11 protein-coding genes, 1 tRNA gene and 5 pseudogenes are annotated in these 15,823 nt (G+C 46.8%); 15 read left to right on the top strand and 2 right to left on the bottom strand.

Annotation, left to right across the window (positions count from 1 at the left end):
* Positions 1 to 5 precede the first annotated feature (5 nt).
* The 9 genes and pseudogenes from F4V61_RS15315 (at position 6) to F4V61_RS22680 (ending at position 9,958) form a co-directional block, all read left to right on the top strand.
* Positions 6 to 1,085: a TRAFAC clade GTPase domain-containing protein gene (locus F4V61_RS15315; protein ID WP_058819800.1), complete on the top strand. Its 1,080-nt coding sequence runs from the start codon at positions 6 to 8 to the stop codon at positions 1,083 to 1,085.
* Positions 1,085 to 1,930 (top strand): TRAFAC clade GTPase domain-containing protein, encoded by an 846-nt coding sequence (locus F4V61_RS15310; RefSeq protein WP_058819801.1) that lies wholly within the window; start codon positions 1,085 to 1,087, stop codon positions 1,928 to 1,930. Before F4V61_RS15315 ends, F4V61_RS15310 begins: the two co-directional genes overlap by 1 nt.
* On the top strand, positions 1,923 to 3,962 hold the full coding sequence (locus F4V61_RS15305) for a hypothetical protein (RefSeq protein WP_141029334.1): 2,040 nt from the start codon (positions 1,923 to 1,925) through the stop codon (positions 3,960 to 3,962). The genes F4V61_RS15310 and F4V61_RS15305 overlap by 8 nt, the downstream gene beginning before the upstream one ends.
* A 200-nt stretch (positions 3,963 to 4,162) precedes the next feature.
* Positions 4,163 to 5,035 (top strand): phosphorothioated DNA-binding restriction endonuclease, encoded by an 873-nt coding sequence (locus F4V61_RS15300; RefSeq protein ID WP_058819803.1) that lies wholly within the window; start codon positions 4,163 to 4,165, stop codon positions 5,033 to 5,035.
* A gap of 367 nt (positions 5,036 to 5,402) precedes the next feature.
* Positions 5,403 to 5,696, top strand: coding sequence for a hypothetical protein (locus F4V61_RS15295; RefSeq protein ID WP_023247628.1), 294 nt, complete (start codon positions 5,403 to 5,405; stop codon positions 5,694 to 5,696).
* A gap of 85 nt (positions 5,697 to 5,781) precedes the next feature.
* Positions 5,782 to 6,693 carry an ArdC family protein gene (locus tag F4V61_RS15290; protein ID WP_058819804.1) on the top strand — a complete coding sequence of 304 codons (912 nt, stop codon included), beginning with the start codon at positions 5,782 to 5,784 and terminating at the stop codon, positions 6,691 to 6,693.
* Positions 6,694 to 6,798: 105 nt separating this feature from the next.
* Positions 6,799 to 7,254: an NUDIX hydrolase gene (locus F4V61_RS15285; protein WP_079828019.1), complete on the top strand. Its 456-nt coding sequence runs from the start codon at positions 6,799 to 6,801 to the stop codon at positions 7,252 to 7,254.
* Between the two features lie 168 nt (positions 7,255 to 7,422).
* Positions 7,423 to 9,042: a MobH family relaxase gene (mobH, locus tag F4V61_RS15280; protein WP_058819806.1), complete on the top strand. Its 1,620-nt coding sequence runs from the start codon at positions 7,423 to 7,425 to the stop codon at positions 9,040 to 9,042.
* A pseudogene (locus tag F4V61_RS22680) lies at positions 9,032 to 9,958 on the top strand (tyrosine-type recombinase/integrase). The gene mobH and the pseudogene F4V61_RS22680 overlap by 11 nt, the downstream one beginning before the upstream one ends.
* A 149-nt stretch (positions 9,959 to 10,107) precedes the next feature.
* On the opposite strand, the gene F4V61_RS15270 reads toward F4V61_RS22680, so the two are convergent.
* Positions 10,108 to 10,192: transfer RNA gene (locus F4V61_RS15270), tRNA-Leu, on the bottom strand.
* A 221-nt stretch (positions 10,193 to 10,413) separates the two neighbouring features.
* On the opposite strand from F4V61_RS15270, the gene ahr reads away from it, so the two are divergent.
* Positions 10,414 to 11,433, top strand: coding sequence for an NADPH-dependent aldehyde reductase Ahr (ahr, locus tag F4V61_RS15265; protein WP_000152570.1), 1,020 nt, complete (start codon positions 10,414 to 10,416; stop codon positions 11,431 to 11,433).
* A 27-nt stretch (positions 11,434 to 11,460) separates the two neighbouring features.
* Here ahr and idnK read toward each other — a convergent pair whose 3' ends face one another.
* Positions 11,461 to 12,009, bottom strand: coding sequence for a gluconokinase (gene idnK / locus F4V61_RS15260; protein ID WP_012210613.1), 549 nt, complete (start codon positions 12,007 to 12,009; stop codon positions 11,461 to 11,463).
* Positions 12,010 to 12,206: 197 nt separating this feature from the next.
* On the opposite strand from idnK, the pseudogene F4V61_RS15255 reads away from it, so the two are divergent.
* The 5 genes and pseudogenes from F4V61_RS15255 to F4V61_RS15235 form a co-directional block, all read left to right on the top strand.
* Positions 12,207 to 12,724 (top strand): annotated as a pseudogene (locus tag F4V61_RS15255) (alcohol dehydrogenase catalytic domain-containing protein); the annotation flags it as partial.
* A 140-nt stretch (positions 12,725 to 12,864) separates the two neighbouring features.
* A pseudogene (locus F4V61_RS22455) lies at positions 12,865 to 13,128 on the top strand (SDR family NAD(P)-dependent oxidoreductase); the annotation flags it as partial.
* Positions 13,129 to 13,212: 84 nt separating this feature from the next.
* Positions 13,213 to 13,787, top strand: a pseudogene (locus F4V61_RS15245) (TRAP transporter large permease subunit); the annotation flags it as partial.
* 3 nt (positions 13,788 to 13,790) lie between these two features.
* Positions 13,791 to 14,225: pseudogene (locus F4V61_RS15240) on the top strand (substrate-binding domain-containing protein); the annotation flags it as partial.
* A gap of 77 nt (positions 14,226 to 14,302) precedes the next feature.
* Positions 14,303 to 15,805: a helicase HerA-like C-terminal domain-containing protein gene (locus tag F4V61_RS15235; protein ID WP_038397056.1), complete on the top strand. Its 1,503-nt coding sequence runs from the start codon at positions 14,303 to 14,305 to the stop codon at positions 15,803 to 15,805.
* Positions 15,806 to 15,823: the final 18 nt, after the last annotated feature.

Here is a 15,823-nt window from a genome sequence, read left to right as displayed (position 1 = left end):
AATAAATGAGCGACTCAAATTGCTTTAATCCTGATTGCCAGATAAGTACTACTGGTAGTTGTGCCGAAAATCATCCATCAAAAGAAGCATGTCCAAATTATAATAATGAAAATAATACAAATATAGATATTGACATAGATTATGACGATGACCGAGAAGAAGGTTCTGATGAGTCTAATACACATGATGGAATAGCTAACACAAGTATTGATATTAATATAAAAGTTTATAGTGGAGACCCGTTAACAGAAACTGAAGCAAGCGATATTTTAAGAGAACGACCTGCAAAAATAATTGCGTTAATGGGTGATAGTGGAAGTGGGAAGTCAACATTCATACAAGCTTTATATGAATTATTCCAACGAGGAACATTGGGCGATTTTCTATTTTCTTCTAGTAAAACATTACTTGGCTTTGACAAAAGATCTTTTTACTCTAGATTATCTTCAGGACAAAACACACCATCAACGCCTAGAACATCTATATCAGATGGGTTAAGATATTTCCATCTTGTTTTAAAACATAGAAATGATTTGTCAAACAGTATAGATATACTTCTATCAGACAGAGCTGGCGAAAAATATAAGCAATCTAGAAATTTGCCTTCTCTTGCCAGCGATCTCCACGAATTATATATAGCAGATAAAATATTTATACTTATGGATGGCGAAAAAATAACCAACAAAGAAAATAGAACATCTGCGTCCAATGTAGTACGACAGAATATCAGACTAATATCTGACAACATCCCTGTTAATACATCTAATAACATTAAGATATTGATAACTAAATTTGATATAATTAATACCCATCCTAACAAGGATGATATTCTCGATTACCTATCTAAATATAAAGAAAGACTTAGTACTGAGTTTACTGCAAAGAACATAACTCTAGAATTTTATTATATATCATCAAGAGATCCTTCAGGCCAAATGCCGTTGGCTTATGGTTTAGATAAGCTAATTACAGAATGGCCTGAAGATAACATATACACAAAGTATAATACTATTCTCGATAACTCAATACAGACATCAAGGGAAATAGATAATTTTATATATAAACTACAAATTGAGGGGGTGTGATGAACGATATTAATATATCTGTTTTAGGATTTCCAGCATCCGGTAAAACAACATTTCTTGCAGCTTTATGGCATTTTATTGAATCGAATGAAATACCATGTACATTAAAATTAGGTAAATTTAACCTCGATCACACTCATTTAAATAATATTGTAGAGTGTTGGAGCCAAGGCAAAGAAGTTGTAAGAACAACTATTACATCCGGTAAAGAGGTAGTTTTAAATCTTGAGAACTCTGTAACAGGGGAAGAGATAAGAATAAAATTAGCTGATTTATCTGGCGAAATGTTTGAAGAGCAAATAAAGACAAGATTAATTACGGATGATTATATTGAGAGTTATAAAAGTTCAGATGGAATTCTTCTTTTCATTAACGCAAATAAGATATGTGACGATGTTTCATTTCATGATGTATCTGATGAGTTAAGAGATACATTACAAAATAAAGAATCCAAAATATCTACATGGACGCACAGAAATATCCCTTTGCAAGTTAAAATCATTGAACTTTTACAAATACTAACGTCTCGTCCATTCAATAATAATAGAAGAAAAATTGCTATAATCATATCTGCTTGGGACATAGTTCAACCACGTGAGATACAACCAGAGTATTGGTTACAAAATGAAATGCCAATGCTATATCAACATCTTTTCACTAATCCTTCTCTTTACTACCCAAAATATTATGGCATTTCGGCACAAGGCTGCGATCTCTCATTACAAGAAGAACGAGAAAACATCCTCGACTTACCCTTTGCCAGCGAAAGAATAATATGTGCTTGTGATAATGTCTCCCATCATGATATTACTGCTCCTTTAGTATGGTTAGGGTCTAATGATTAATTCAGCAGAAAATAAAGAGCTATTAATAGATCAATGTATTTTTGGTTACAGTGATGGACATAGGTTATTATCATGTTCATTTAACATTCCCGAAAAAATTATTTCACTTCTATTACCAATATCTGACATGGCCCCTGGAATTATGAACCTAGATAATGATGGTTATATTTCTGGATTACCAATTCCTACAATAAAAAAATATGCACTAATACGGACTTGGCCTGCATACGAAATGAAAAGGCCAGGTTGTGTTTGGAGTCATGTTTTGTTTATACCTTTTGAATTATTTTCCAGTATTAATAACTTAGCCACACTCAATAAATATTTTAACAAACCTGCAGGTAACCTATCGAAATATAGTGAAAAAATCACTCCATTTTATCATGATATTCAAGATAATTATAAAATATCTCAGGGTAAAGTCTCTGATATAATTGAATGCGTATATGATAAAAACACTCGAAATAATATAATTGATACTCCAACACTAGCTAATATTGAGAATGAAATATTTGCTTTTTGGTCTCATCAGTGGCCTAAATTACGTCGTTCATTTTCATTCACATTCACTGGAGTTGTAGACCGACAGACTTTAAAAATTACCGACAAAAATGACATAATTTTCCACTTAACTGAGGGGCAACTTAATGAGGGGAAATTAAACAGCCAAAAAAATAAGTCCAAATGGATTTCAACCCTTTCACAAGACATGATGAAAGAACAGCCATCTGAATTAAGAAATTATCTTTGGAATTACGGAAAATATATAAACGGAGGAAGGAGAAAACTAAAATACCTGATAGATATTTATAATACTTGTACTAAAGATTATTTTTCTAAAAATGGTTCCATATACAATATATTACATTTAATAACAGATAATTTTAGTACACCAAATGAATCAATACCTTTAATAAATGATTATATTTTAAAATCATTAATTCATAAAGAAAACCCGAATCAATTATTCGAACTGGTTACATTTTACATTAAAAACAATAACAAAATCGATCTGCTACCAATAATTTCAGAAAAATATTTGGAAAAAATAAAAAATAGTCTTGTAGTTGCTAATGTTGATTCATCGATTCTATTATCGATCCTTTTGTTATGCAGTGTGAACAATATTTATGAGAAATTAATTTTTGACATATCCGCTAAAAAATTAGATGCTAAGGATATCATTTATCTATTACATAAAAATGAAGGCGCAGCACTTCATTTATTGAGTCGTAATCCTGACATTATATGCGACCCTCTGATAAAACACTTATCAGCAAGACATATCATTCAGATATGTTCAGTTGAGAGCATTCGTAACAACATTGATATAATTTCACGCTTAGTTAAATATTTACTGCCCACTAATGATCTTGATATAGCAGAATTCTTTTATCAAAAATATCCTAAACAACTTGTTGCTGCATATATAGATTATCTTACCTCAAGATTTACATTTGATATATCAAGTTGGGAATCCCTTGCACTTTCAGTTATAGAGCAAGACTTTGTAACTTACACATCATTATCAGTAAATAATATAGAAACAATAGCATATATATTTGACAAGATAGATTATGAGCAACCTTCTATTAACAATATAGCAATTAGCCATTGGCTAAATTTTTTCAGACATAATCACCATATGCCTCTTACAAATAACACTATTGTTCTTTTATCTTATATTTATAGTAAGCTAATATCGCAAAATGATAGAAATAGTTCAAAGGAAATAGTATTAATTTTCATATCATTACACTCATACTTTATGAAAGATAGTGATTACAACCATAAAGCATGGGCGATACTAAATAAATCACTCCCCCGATTCCATGAGTGGAAATCATGGGATAAGTGTTTTAGACTCCGGCTCTCAATATTGAAACTATGTCTTAATAACAATTATGAAAACGTAATGTTTGACAATCTAAAGTCAGAAAAAGAAATAATGAAATTAATTAATCAAGATATTAAATCAATAAAAGAAAATCCTGATTTTCGAGATTTATTATGGGAGTTAAAAATATTTTAAAATATCCCCGCACAAATTTTTCATAGAGCCTAATATATATCCTTTTGCACCATGCTAACTTCATTCATCATGGAAGAAAAATTTTTTTCGTTGTCTGTCTCATAGTTTTTCATCTCGCCAATGTGATCACTCGCAATTGAATTTCACCGCTTTTGCGAGCATGATCGCAATAACATCAGCCTGTTACCCGGTTCATTCCCATGATATCTCTCGAAGCACTGCAATCGGCCATCTCCAACGTCTCTGTGTGGCGTCAGGGTGATGTATGCGCGCCGCATAAGCCGTTGCTGCTGTTGTATGTGTTGTCGCAGTACAAAGCAGGCCACCCACGCCTGTTCAACTACGGTCTGGAGATCCATGAACCGCTCACTCGCCTGCTGAAAGAGTTTGGCCCTAAACGACGCACTGACTATCCCAATATGCCTTTCTGGCGGCTCAGAACTGACGGCTTCTGGGAAATCACTAACGCGGAAGGCTGTAAACCCCGTAAAGGCAACACCCAACCGACCAAGAAAGAGTTGATTGATAACCAGGTAGCGGGCGGCTTTGATGAAGCAGCTTACCACCACTTACTTGCGCACCCTGAAGTAATCGACCAACTGGCCCAGCAGATCCTGATGGATCGCTTCCCCGAGAGTATTCAGCGGATTCTCGCCAACCAACTGGGTTTGGATTTTATCGACCGTTCGAAGAACCGCGACCCGCGCTTCAGGGATATCGTGCTCCGGGCTTACCATTCCCGATGCGCTTTCTGCGGTTACGATCTACGGCTAGATGGTGCGCTGGTTGGTATTGAAGCAGCCCATATCCACTGGAAAACCTATGGTGGGCCATGTGTAGTGAACAATGGTCTGGCACTATGTTCGCTGCACCATGATGCTTTTGATATGGGCGCATTCGGGCTGGATGAAAACCTAACTATCCGCATCTCCGGCGGCGTCAGCCGTAGCCCTGTGGTGGACAACCTGTTCTGGCAACGGAACGGTCAGCAGTTGCATCTTCCTCATGACACATCGCTGTGGCCCACTGAACAATACGTAGGCTGGCACCGTAAGCAGATCTTCAAAGCCTGAGACCGTGAGCTTCGCAGGTATCATCGATTGCCCAATATGCTTTATCCCCTCCAGAGGATAAATCTCGTTTAACCCCTCTAGCGGATAAATCCTGGGCATCAGACCGGCTTCCAGGATAACGAGTCCAAACTCTCGCCCATAGAAACCAAGCTCTTGATTATTATTTATACCGTATTAATCTGTACGAAGTTCAACCCGCAACCAGAGCCTTCAGGTTGCCACCTTACCCGGTGAGGCTCGCCTTTTCGTCCGCTCCGTATCATTCTCGCGGACAGCGCTCAGCGCCTGATACATCCTCTACCCCACCATGCAGGGAATCCCTCCCTGCCGGGCGGTGTTTCTCTGCTTTCATCACTGGAGAAACACGATGCCTACTTCATCTTGCCCTGAAGCAAAATCCTTATCGCTGTCTGTCTCATCTGAGGCCTGGGAAAAGGTAGTCAGTTTTCCACCCGATCCCTCTCAGGAAGACGACCGTCTCGAAAACCTGATTGTCGCCACCATGCTGACATTCAAAAGCGCAGGCCCGGACCGTAAGAGCATTAATTTCGGTCTGTACTGTTTGCCCTCTGACGGCAGCAGCAATGTACCGCTGATGACGCCGCTGCGCTTAACGCTTGAAGATAACCACCTGTTGGTTACTGCCCTTCATACCTGCTGATTGCCTCAGCATCCTTTACTCCCCGTGCCGGGCGACTCCCGACCGGGAGCGCTGTACCCGGCTTCTTAATCATGAGGTTACGCTTATGAACAGAAGCAACGATCTTTACCAGAAAGTCACCGATGAAATTATCGCCGCGCTGGAGAAAAGCGTGATCCCCTGGGTTCGCCCGTGGCGGGAAGGGGAACCGGTGGTGCCGATGAATGCCTTATCCGGGCGGTTGTATCACGGCATCAATATTCCTCTGCTCTGGAACAGCGCAGAACGACAGGGATATGAAAGCGATCGCTGGCTGACCTTCACACAAATTCGCAATGCGGGCGGTAACGTTCGTAAAGGCGAAAAATCCACACTGGCCGTGTTCTATCTGCCCCAGCAGCGCGAGGTTGTGGACGGCAACGGAAATACGGTTCTTGATGCTGACGGTAACCCTAAAGTGACGTCTTACGCTGTAGTACGCGAGTTCCGGCTGTTCAACATCCAACAATGTGAAGGACTACCGGAGGCGTTTTCACAGCCTGTCGTGATGGTCGATGATCCTATCGCCGCCGCTGAGCAGGTTGCCCGGCAAAGTGCGGTGACGATCATTCACCGACGCCAGAACCGGGCGTATTACTCGCCGGGGCGCGACTGCATCATCATGCCGCATCCTGAGCAGTTCACTTCGCGTGAGGATTATTACGGCACGCTGCTGCATGAACTGACACACGCGACCGGACACGCTTCACGGCTGAGTCGGGACGGCATCACTGCCGGAAACCATACCTTCGGCGATCCGACGTATAGTTTTGAGGAACTCGTCGCCGAAATGGGATCTGCATTTCTCTGCGCCCATGTCGGCATTCAGGCGAAGCTACAGCATGACAGTTACATCGCATCGTGGCTGAAGGTGTTGCAGCAGGACAAAAAAGCGATTTTCCGCGCCAGCGGGTTAGCGCGTAATGCCTGCGAGTATCTACTTGAACGGGCGCAGCAGCCGTTAGCGCTGAGCGCATAACTAAATCTTGCCGACAGTATGTTTATTCTATCTGTCGGCATTCTACTGGCTGCTAAATGCTAACATCTCAATCCCGTTTGATTGATAACAATAGCGAGACCTTCAGTGAGAACACGCCCTTCATCACGATTACTGATTATTGATCCTTTAAACCGGATCCTGCTTTTCCGATTCACTCACAATTCTGACGCACTGGCTGGCAGATCTTACTGGGCCACACCCGGAGGTGGCGTCGAAGATGATGAATCCTTTGAACAAGCAGCGATAAGAGAACTTCGTGAGGAAACAGGAATTATACGCCAGGATATCGGCACCTCTGTCGCAGAGCGTACATTTCAGATGCTGTTACCCAGCGGCGAAACAGTTCTGGCTCAGGAACGCTTTTTTATTGTGTATATTAACGATGAAGAGATCAGCACCGAAGCCTGGAGCGATCATGAACGGCTCGTTATCAATGACTATCACTGGTGGACGCCTGACGAGCTGGAAAAAACAACTGACGTTATTTTTCCTGAACATATATCCGCGATCCTCTCCGAGTCTGAAAAGACCCGCCGCTAACTGATATCCACCAATCAGGTACACCTGTACTACACACAAAATAAATTTGCGCAGCCCAATAAACAATTTCGCCCCAAATCTGACGGCACCAAAAGGCAAAATCCAAAGGGTGAAGGGGAAGAGAGTGAAGGGGTAACGGGCTTACCCGAAAAAGGGGAAAGGGCCATTATGCGGATATGGCTGACGCGCAAAAAACCAGAAACCACACCATCCGACGGCAGGCCGAACGCCACGGAGGGATGGCTGCATCCTGAATCCGCGCAGATACTACTGGCTGTTTCATCACGCCAGCAACTTATCCAGTTTATTCGCCAGAGCACCGCACTCCCTGCCTCACTGTTTGAACGCTTCTGGCTGGCACCACTTCACCGCTTCGCAGAACTGGCGCAGTTGTTCCCGGCCTCGGAAAACCACCACCACGCCCATGCAGGCGGTCTGCTCGATCACAGCCTTGAAGCCGCCTGTTATGCCGCACGGTTGCGGCAGAGTTATCTTTTTCCGCCTGATGCAGCGCCGGAAGATCAGGCAGCTCAGTCCGAACGCTGGACAACGGTCATCATCTACGCCGCGCTGTTGCACGATCTGGGCAAACTCATCACCGACATCGAAGTGGAAGATATTAGCGGTCAACGCTGGTTTCCATGGCATCGCCCGCTGACCCAGCCTTATCGGTTTCGCTATCTGCCGCAACGTGATTATCTGCGCCATCCGGCTGCGGCAGCTCTTCTACTCACCCAGCTACTCCCACCGGAAAGCCTCGACTGGCTCGCCGCCGATGCCGCTGCGTTATCCACTCTGCTGCACTGCCTGAACGGCCAGTATCAGTATGCCGGGCTGGCGGGTAAACTGGTGCAGAAAGCCGACCGGGCGTCGGTGGCGTTTAATCTCGGTGGCGATCCGATCAAGGCTATCCATCGCCCACAAACCTCGCTGCCTCAGCAAATCATCGCCGCCCTGCGCGACCTGCTGGCGCATGAGTTCCGACTCAACAACCCGAATGGCGGTTCTGACGGCTGGCTGACGGAAGAGGCGCTGTGGCTGGTCAGCAAGAACGCTGCCGATGCCGTGCGTGGTTGGCTGCTGCGCCAGGGAATTGACGCGGTACCGCAACATAACGTGCGGCTGTTCGACGAGATGCAAGCACACCAGTTACTCATCCCCTGTGAGGACAAAGCCATCTGGCATTGCCGGATTGAAGCCAGCAGCGGCTGGAGCAGTGAGCTTACGTTGCTGCGCTTTTCCCCTTCATTAATTTGGGAGGATCCGCAACAGCGGCCCGCAGCCTTCATTGGAACCGTCGCGCCAATAGTGGGAGTCCAGAATGAGACAGAAGCAGTGATTGCAACGGACGCGGTAGTAGAACAACTATCCCCTCAACCCGAACAGAACGATACCGCACTTTCAGGCGAAGCCTTCTGGCAGTGGCTGGTTCGTAACGTTCAGGCTCAACATCTGGAAGTCAACGAACCTAACGCCCGGATCCATACCGTCGCCGGGTCGGTGTTTCTGGTTACGCCCGGTATTTTCAAACTCTGGCTTAGCGCCTGCGGTCAGAATGTCCCAGAAGAATACTGGCGGGAAGTACAGAAAGGATTTCAGAATCTGCACCTTCACCGAAAAAGAAAAAACGGCCTCAACATCTGGCACTGCGCCGTTGTCGGTCCGCGCCGTAGCTCACGCCTGAAGGGATATCTTCTTGACGATCCCACGCCGCTTTTTGGAGATGACATTCCCTTCAATAACCCTCATCTCTTGCTCAGTGAAGGAGAAGACACTCATGACCTTTGAACAGCTCCTGGAAGAGTATTTTTTTGCCCGTCTGCTGCGCCCTGATACCCAGAGCTGCTACTGCACGGCGGTAAATCAGTTTACCCACTGGCGCAACGTCCTGCCCGCCGAAGTCACGCCGCATATGGTGCTGGAGTGGCGTCATTACCTGTTAAATGTGCGCGGTATCAAGCCGGTGAGCTGGAACCACTATATGCGCCATATGAGAGCCTTGTATAACTTCGCGATTGAACAGGGGCTACTGGAGCAGTTCATCAATCCATTCCAGAAAACATCGCTGTGGGAATCCCGTAAGAAAAAGAAAACCCTGACCCGCGAGTAAATCCTCGCTTCCCGAAAAGTGCTGAACCAATTTATCGAACGGGAGAAAATGCAGCGCGGCTATCGTTCGCCTTTATATCCGGCATGGTTTTGGCTGACCGTGGTCGAAACCTTCAACTACACCGCTATCCGGCTGAATCAGCTTATTCACCTGCGGGTCAGGGATATCGATCTGGTCCATGACACGTTGTTTATTCAGAGCGAAGGCAGCAAAAGTCATGATGAACATATCGTTCCCATTGCCTCCCGGCTGCGGCCCTATCTGGAGCATCTGCTTGAAGAAGTCAAAACAAAGGGAATACGGGCTGACGATCAGTTGTTCAACATCAATCGTTTCAGTCGGAGGACGCTACGCTAGGGTAAACCGATGACAGAAAATCAGGTCAGTTATTTCTTTGCCAAACTCAGCGATGCCTGCCACAGCCGTTTTTCCTCACACCGCTACCGCCATACCGTGGCGACCGAACTGATGAAGAAACCGGAGCAAAATTTATACGTCACGCAGAAGCTGCTGGGGGACAGGGATATTAAAGTTACGCTCAGCTATATCGAACATAATGTCGAGATGCTCAGAAGTTACGTGGAGAGAGATTGACAAAACAGGGAGTGAGTGAAAAGATCTGGCCCGAGGCTTTATAAACAAAAAAAGCCGGAGATGCGGCCATTTTGTAGTTGCCGTCAACGTCCAGCTTCATTGTACAACGTATTGATTGTTGTAGATTTTCCGATTATCACAATCGTTTTTGGTGCCGAAGGCCGGACTCGAACCGGCACGTATTTCTACGGTTGATTTTGAATCAACTGCGTCTACCGATTTCGCCACTTCGGCACTGAAGAGGTATGCGGAAAACGTTGTGGATTATACCTGTCATACGCCGTCATGCAAGCACGAGCATACACCTGTCTCGCTAAGTGCTGAAAATTTCAGCATCACTGAGTATTAAATAGAATTATCATGCTACTTCCCGCCTTCTCCAGCAAATTAACGCCAAGTGCCCCCGCCTCCATGCTCTACACTTTTCAGTTCAACACTACGTTAAGGGAAACACAATGACGATAATAAAAAGCTATGCCGCGAAAGAGGCGGGCGGCGAGCTCGAACTCTATGAATATGACGCGGGGGAACTCCAACCGGAAGATGTCGAGGTACGGGTCGACTACTGCGGGATCTGCCATTCCGATCTGTCGATGATCGACAATGAATGGGGGTTCTCTCAATACCCTCTGGTAGCCGGACATGAGGTCATCGGTCGGGTAACCGCACTCGGCAGCGCGGCACAGAACAAGGGATTCAAAGTCGGTCAGCACGTCGGAATTGGCTGGACGGCTCGCAGTTGCGGACACTGCGATGCCTGTATCCGCGGCAACCAGATTAACTGTCTGGAAGGCTCTGTTCCCACTATTCTCAATCGTGGCGGTTTTGCCGAGAAGCTTCGCGCTGGCTGGCAGTGGGTAATCCCATTACCGGAGGATATTGATATGGCGTCCGCAGGCCCGCTTTTATGCGGCGGCATTACGGTCTTTAAGCCGCTATTGATGCACCATATTACCGCCACCAGCCGCGTTGGCGTAATCGGTATTGGCGGGCTCGGACACATCGCAATCAAACTGCTACATGCGATGGGCTGCGAGGTCACTGCGTTCAGTTCAAATCGATCGAAAGAGCAGGAAGTGCTGGCGATGGGGGCGGATAAAGTGGTCAACAGCCGCGATCCGGAAGCGTTAAAAGCGCTGGCGGGCCAGTTCGATCTCATCATTAACACGGTCAACGTCGATCTCGACTGGCAACCCTACTTCGAAGCGCTGGCTTATGGCGGCAATTTTCATACCGTTGGAGCCGTATTGAAGCCGCTACCCGTACCGGCGTTTACATTAATTGCTGGCGATCGCAGTATCTCAGGTTCGGCAACCGGAACGCCATATGAACTTCGCAAGCTGATGAAATTCGCCGGACGCAGCAACGTCGCGCCAACCACGGAATTGTTCGCTATGTCACAAATCAACGAGGCTATCCAGCACGTTCGCGACGGCAAAGCCCGCTATCGGGTGGTGCTAAAAGCTGATTTCTGACCGCTTGACTCGGCGCTTTGACAATCATCAGGAAGCGCTGAGTGCCAGGCGAAAAGCCTGTACAGCCTGTAGGCACTGCTCCGTCACGTTCTCAATGTCATGATTAACATCAATGCGCGCAATATCATGTTCATCAGCACACGGTCGCTCCAACGCGTCAAACTGACTTTGCTGCAGGTCTGGCGGCATAAAATGCCCGGCACGACAATGCATTCGCTCCAGTATGGTGTCGTAATCGCCGTCCAGCCACAGGAAATGTACGTTAGGGCTGCTCTTACGTAAAATATCGCGGTACTGTTTTTTTAATGACGAGCAGACAATAAATCCTGTCTCATTTTTTTTATAAAGACTGTATGAAGCGTCATTTAATCGTTCTAGCCAGGGTAAGCGGTCTTCATCTGTTAACGGTATTCCCTGAGACATTTTATCAATGTTTTTTGCCGAATGGAGATCATCGCCGTCAATAAACTTCGCGGAAAATAATGCTGCAATTTTGCAGCCTATTAAAGACTTACCACTTCCTGAAACGCCCATTAAAATATAGCTTCCCCAGCCATTTAAATACCTCTGAGTCATATTTCACAACATGATATTACGCCTCAATGTTCGACAATTTTACCTTTTTTAATGTCCATAGATAATAATTCTAAGGCACATCACGTTATGCGTAACATTGTAGTGTAACAATTTTCCCGCGTGATGTGAGTCACAAATAGTGACAAATAAAATCGCTTACATGCGTTCAGGGTAACTACCAGACCAGTGAGGAATTTATGGAAGTAAAAACTCAATCCTGCGTTGTTGCGGGTAAGCGTGCTGTTGCCGTTACAGAACAAAATATTGAATGGAATAATAGTAGTTCATAGCGATTCAGATTTATTACATGAAGGACAACCAGTAGCGATTAATCCATCGAAACCTTGCGGCCATTGCAAATACTGGCTGCAGCATGAAGAAAACCAGTGCTCCGAAATACGATTTTTTGGCAACACCATGTATTTCCCCCATGTTGACGGCGGCTTTACTCAGTTTAAAACCGTCGATACCGCACAGTACATCCCTTCCCCCCAGCAAGCCGATGAAAAAGTGATGGCCTTTGCCGAGCCGCTGGCGGTTGCCATTCATGCGGCTCATGAGGCGGACGATCTCCAGGGCAAACGCGTATTTATCTCCGGCGTTGGCCCTATCGGCTGCCTGATTGTCAGCGCGGTAAAAACGCTGGGCGCGGCGGAAGTGGCGTGTGCCGATATCAGCGCCCGCGCGCTCTCTGGCCCGGCAGATGGGCGCTGATCTTTGCCGGAGACAAAACCCTGGCGGCAAAAGTCCAGCTCGTTTTCCGAGAAAGTAAAATAAGGACCACTATAATGAACGATTTTTTCACTGGCAGGTAAAAATATCCTTATCACCGGAGCCGCGCAGGGAATTGGTTATTTGCTGGCAAACGGCCTGGGTCGCTATGGCGCGTGCATTATCGTTAACGATATTACCCCGGAACGCGCCGAAACAGCCGTGATGAAACTTCAACAAAAAGGGATAAAGGCTATTGCCGCCCCCTTTAATGTCACTCATAAACAGGATATTGAGACTGCGGTTGAACATATCGAAAAAGATATCGGCGCCATTGACGTCCTGATAAATAACGCCGGGATCCGGCGCCGTCATCCGTTTACCGAATTTCCAGAGCAGGAATGGAGACGTCATCGCCGTAAATCAAACTGCGGTTTTTCTCGTCTCTCAAGCCGTCACGCGCCATATGGTGGAGCGTCAGGCAGGAAAAGTAATCAACATCTGCTCAGTGAAGAAGAGATGCCGCCATTCTGGAACAGTATTTTTGCCGCCGTGATCCCGGTCATTTTGATGGCCATCGCAGCGGTGTGTGAAATCACGCTGCCAAAAACGAATGCTATTCGGGTTTTCTTCGAATTTATCGGTAATCCAGCAGTGGCGTTGTTTATTGCCATTATCATCGCCATTTTTACGCTGGGCCGACGCAATGGGCGCACGGTTGAGCAGGTGATGGATATCGTCGGCGAGTCCATTGGCGCCATCGCGATGATTCTTTTTATCATCCCAGGCGGCGGCGCGTTTAAACAAGTGCTGGTGGATAGCGGCGTGGGTCAATATATCTCGCAATTAATGACCGGCACATCGCATCTCCTTTATTAATGTGCTGGACAGTAGCCGCTGTGCTTCGTATTGCGTTAGGTTCCGCGACCGTGGCTGCGGTTACAACAGCGGGCGTGGTACTGCCGATTATTAACGTAACCCATGCCGATCCTGCATTAGTGGTGCTGGCGACAGGCGCGGGAAGCGTAATTGCGTCACATGTTAACGATCCCGGTTTTTGGCTGTTTAATCTGGGTTCAAAAGACGATATTCGTGATGAGCAGCGTTATCATAGCTATTGTGATGCGATGACGCGCCGGGGACTGGCGCCGTTGCGCATCAATCCGCGCGCTATCTCCTCTATCCATCTGGGGATACAGCTCATGCGTGATGCGCTTGCTGCACACCCGGACGTAGATGGCGTCTTTTGTACTAACGACGATATCGCGATGGGCGCTCTACTGTGGTGCCGGGAGCGCCAACTGGCCGTACCGGAGCAGATCTCCATCGCCGGATTCCACGGTCTGGAGATGGGCAGACAAATGATACCGAGCCTCGCCAGCGTCATTCCTCCCGCTTTTAGATCGGGCACAGCGCAGATGTTGCTTAACAAAATTAAAAATAACGATCTCAACCATAATACAATTGATTTGGGTTATCAGATTTATCACGGCAACACATTATAAATTTTTTGCCCTACCGCGCTTATTCACTTTCCCGCAGATTGCCTATACTCCAGGCAGAATACGTGGAGAACATCTCAATGAGCGCACCTCTGTTAATTGCCCGCACGCCGGAAACGGAACTGTTTTTGCTACCGGGTATGGCTAATCGTCATGGGCTAATCACCGGCGCTACCGGCACTGGGAAAACCGTCACACTCCAGAAAATGGCAGAATCGCTGTCAGGCATCGGCGTACCGGTGTTTATGGCGGATGTAAAAGGCGACTTAACCGGCGTGGCGCAAGAAGGGCTGGCGTCGGAGAAACTGCTCGCGCGGCTGAAAAGTATCGGCGTGTCTGACTGGCAGCCGCACGCCAGCCCGGTCACGCTATGGGACATCTTTGGCGAGAAAGGTCATCCGCTGCGAGCGACGGTTTCCGATCTCGGCCCGTTGTTGCTTGCCCGCTTACTAAACCTGAACGAGGTACAATCCGGCGTCCTGAATATCATTTTCCGCATCGCCGACGACCAGGGATTATTACTGCTGGATTTCAAAGATCTGCGAGCGATTACCCAGTATATTGGCGATAACGCCAAATCTTTCCAGAATCAGTACGGCAATATTAGCAGCGCCTCGGTCGGAGCAATTCAGCGCGGATTGCTTACGCTGGAGCAACAGGGCGCAGGGCACTTCTTTGGCGAGCCGATGCTGGATATCCACGACTGGATGCGCACCGATGCCAGCGGCAACGGGATCATCAACATCCTTAGCGCGGAAAAACTCTACCAGATGCCGAAGCTGTACGCCGCCAGCCTGCTGTGGATGCTCTCCGAACTCTATGAACAACTGCCGGAAGCGGGCGATCTGGAAAAACCGAAGTTGGTTTTTTTCTTCGACGAAGCGCATCTGCTGTTCAATGACGCTCCACAGATACTACTGGATAAAATTGAACAGGTTATCCGTCTGATCCGCTCGAAAGGCGTCGGCGTCTGGTTCGTCTCCCAAAACCCGTCGGACATTCCGGACAACGTGCTCGGCCAGTTGGGCAATCGCGTTCAGCACGCGCTGCGCGCCTTCACACCGAAGGATCAGAAAGCGGTGAAAACCGCGGCGCAGACCATGCGCGCCAATCCGGCGTTTGATACGGAAAAAGCGATTCAGGAACTGGGCACCGGTGAGGCGCTGATCTCGTTTCTCGATGCTAAAGGCAGCCCGTCGATGGTGGAGCGGGCAATGGTTATCGCCCCCTGTTCACGCATGGGGCCAGTAACCGAGGATGAGCGCAACGGGCTTATCAACCACTCCGCACTGTACGGCAAGTATGAAGACGACGTCGACCGTGAATCGGCGTATGAAATGCTGCAAAAAAGCGTGCAGGCCACTACCGAGAAGCAAAACGCCCCCGCAGCGAAAGGCAAAGAGGCGACAGTTGACAGCGGTATCCTCGGCGGGTTGAAGGATATCCTGTTTGGCAGTACCGGGCCGCGCGGCGGCAAACACGATGGTGTGGTACAAAGCGTAGCCAAAAGCGCGGCGCGTCAGGTTACTCACCAAATCATTCGAGGAATGTTAGGCAGTCTACTGGGGGGCAGAAGACGCTAACGGCAATGTGCCGGATGG

This window comes from Salmonella enterica subsp. arizonae (assembly GCF_008692845.1).
Classification (GTDB): domain Bacteria; phylum Pseudomonadota; class Gammaproteobacteria; order Enterobacterales; family Enterobacteriaceae; genus Salmonella; species Salmonella arizonae.
Note: the sequence above shows the minus strand (reverse complement) of the source record. Positions and strands in the feature narration are given on the sequence as shown.

Coding starts and splice junctions, on each gene's coding strand:
- F4V61_RS15315 (WP_058819800.1), top strand. CDS start 6: ATGAGCGACTCAAATTGCTTTAATCCTGATTGCCAGATAAGTACTACT.
- F4V61_RS15310 (WP_058819801.1), top strand. CDS start 1,085: ATGAACGATATTAATATATCTGTTTTAGGATTTCCAGCATCCGGTAAA.
- F4V61_RS15305 (WP_141029334.1), top strand. CDS start 1,923: ATGATTAATTCAGCAGAAAATAAAGAGCTATTAATAGATCAATGTATT.
- F4V61_RS15300 (WP_058819803.1), top strand. CDS start 4,163: ATGATATCTCTCGAAGCACTGCAATCGGCCATCTCCAACGTCTCTGTG.
- F4V61_RS15295 (WP_023247628.1), top strand. CDS start 5,403: ATGCCTACTTCATCTTGCCCTGAAGCAAAATCCTTATCGCTGTCTGTC.
- F4V61_RS15290 (WP_058819804.1), top strand. CDS start 5,782: ATGAACAGAAGCAACGATCTTTACCAGAAAGTCACCGATGAAATTATC.
- mobH (WP_058819806.1), top strand. CDS start 7,423: ATGCGGATATGGCTGACGCGCAAAAAACCAGAAACCACACCATCCGAC.
- ahr (WP_000152570.1), top strand. CDS start 10,414: ATGACGATAATAAAAAGCTATGCCGCGAAAGAGGCGGGCGGCGAGCTC.
- idnK (WP_012210613.1), bottom strand. CDS start 12,009: ATGACTCAGAGGTATTTAAATGGCTGGGGAAGCTATATTTTAATGGGC.
- F4V61_RS15235 (WP_038397056.1), top strand. CDS start 14,303: ATGAGCGCACCTCTGTTAATTGCCCGCACGCCGGAAACGGAACTGTTT.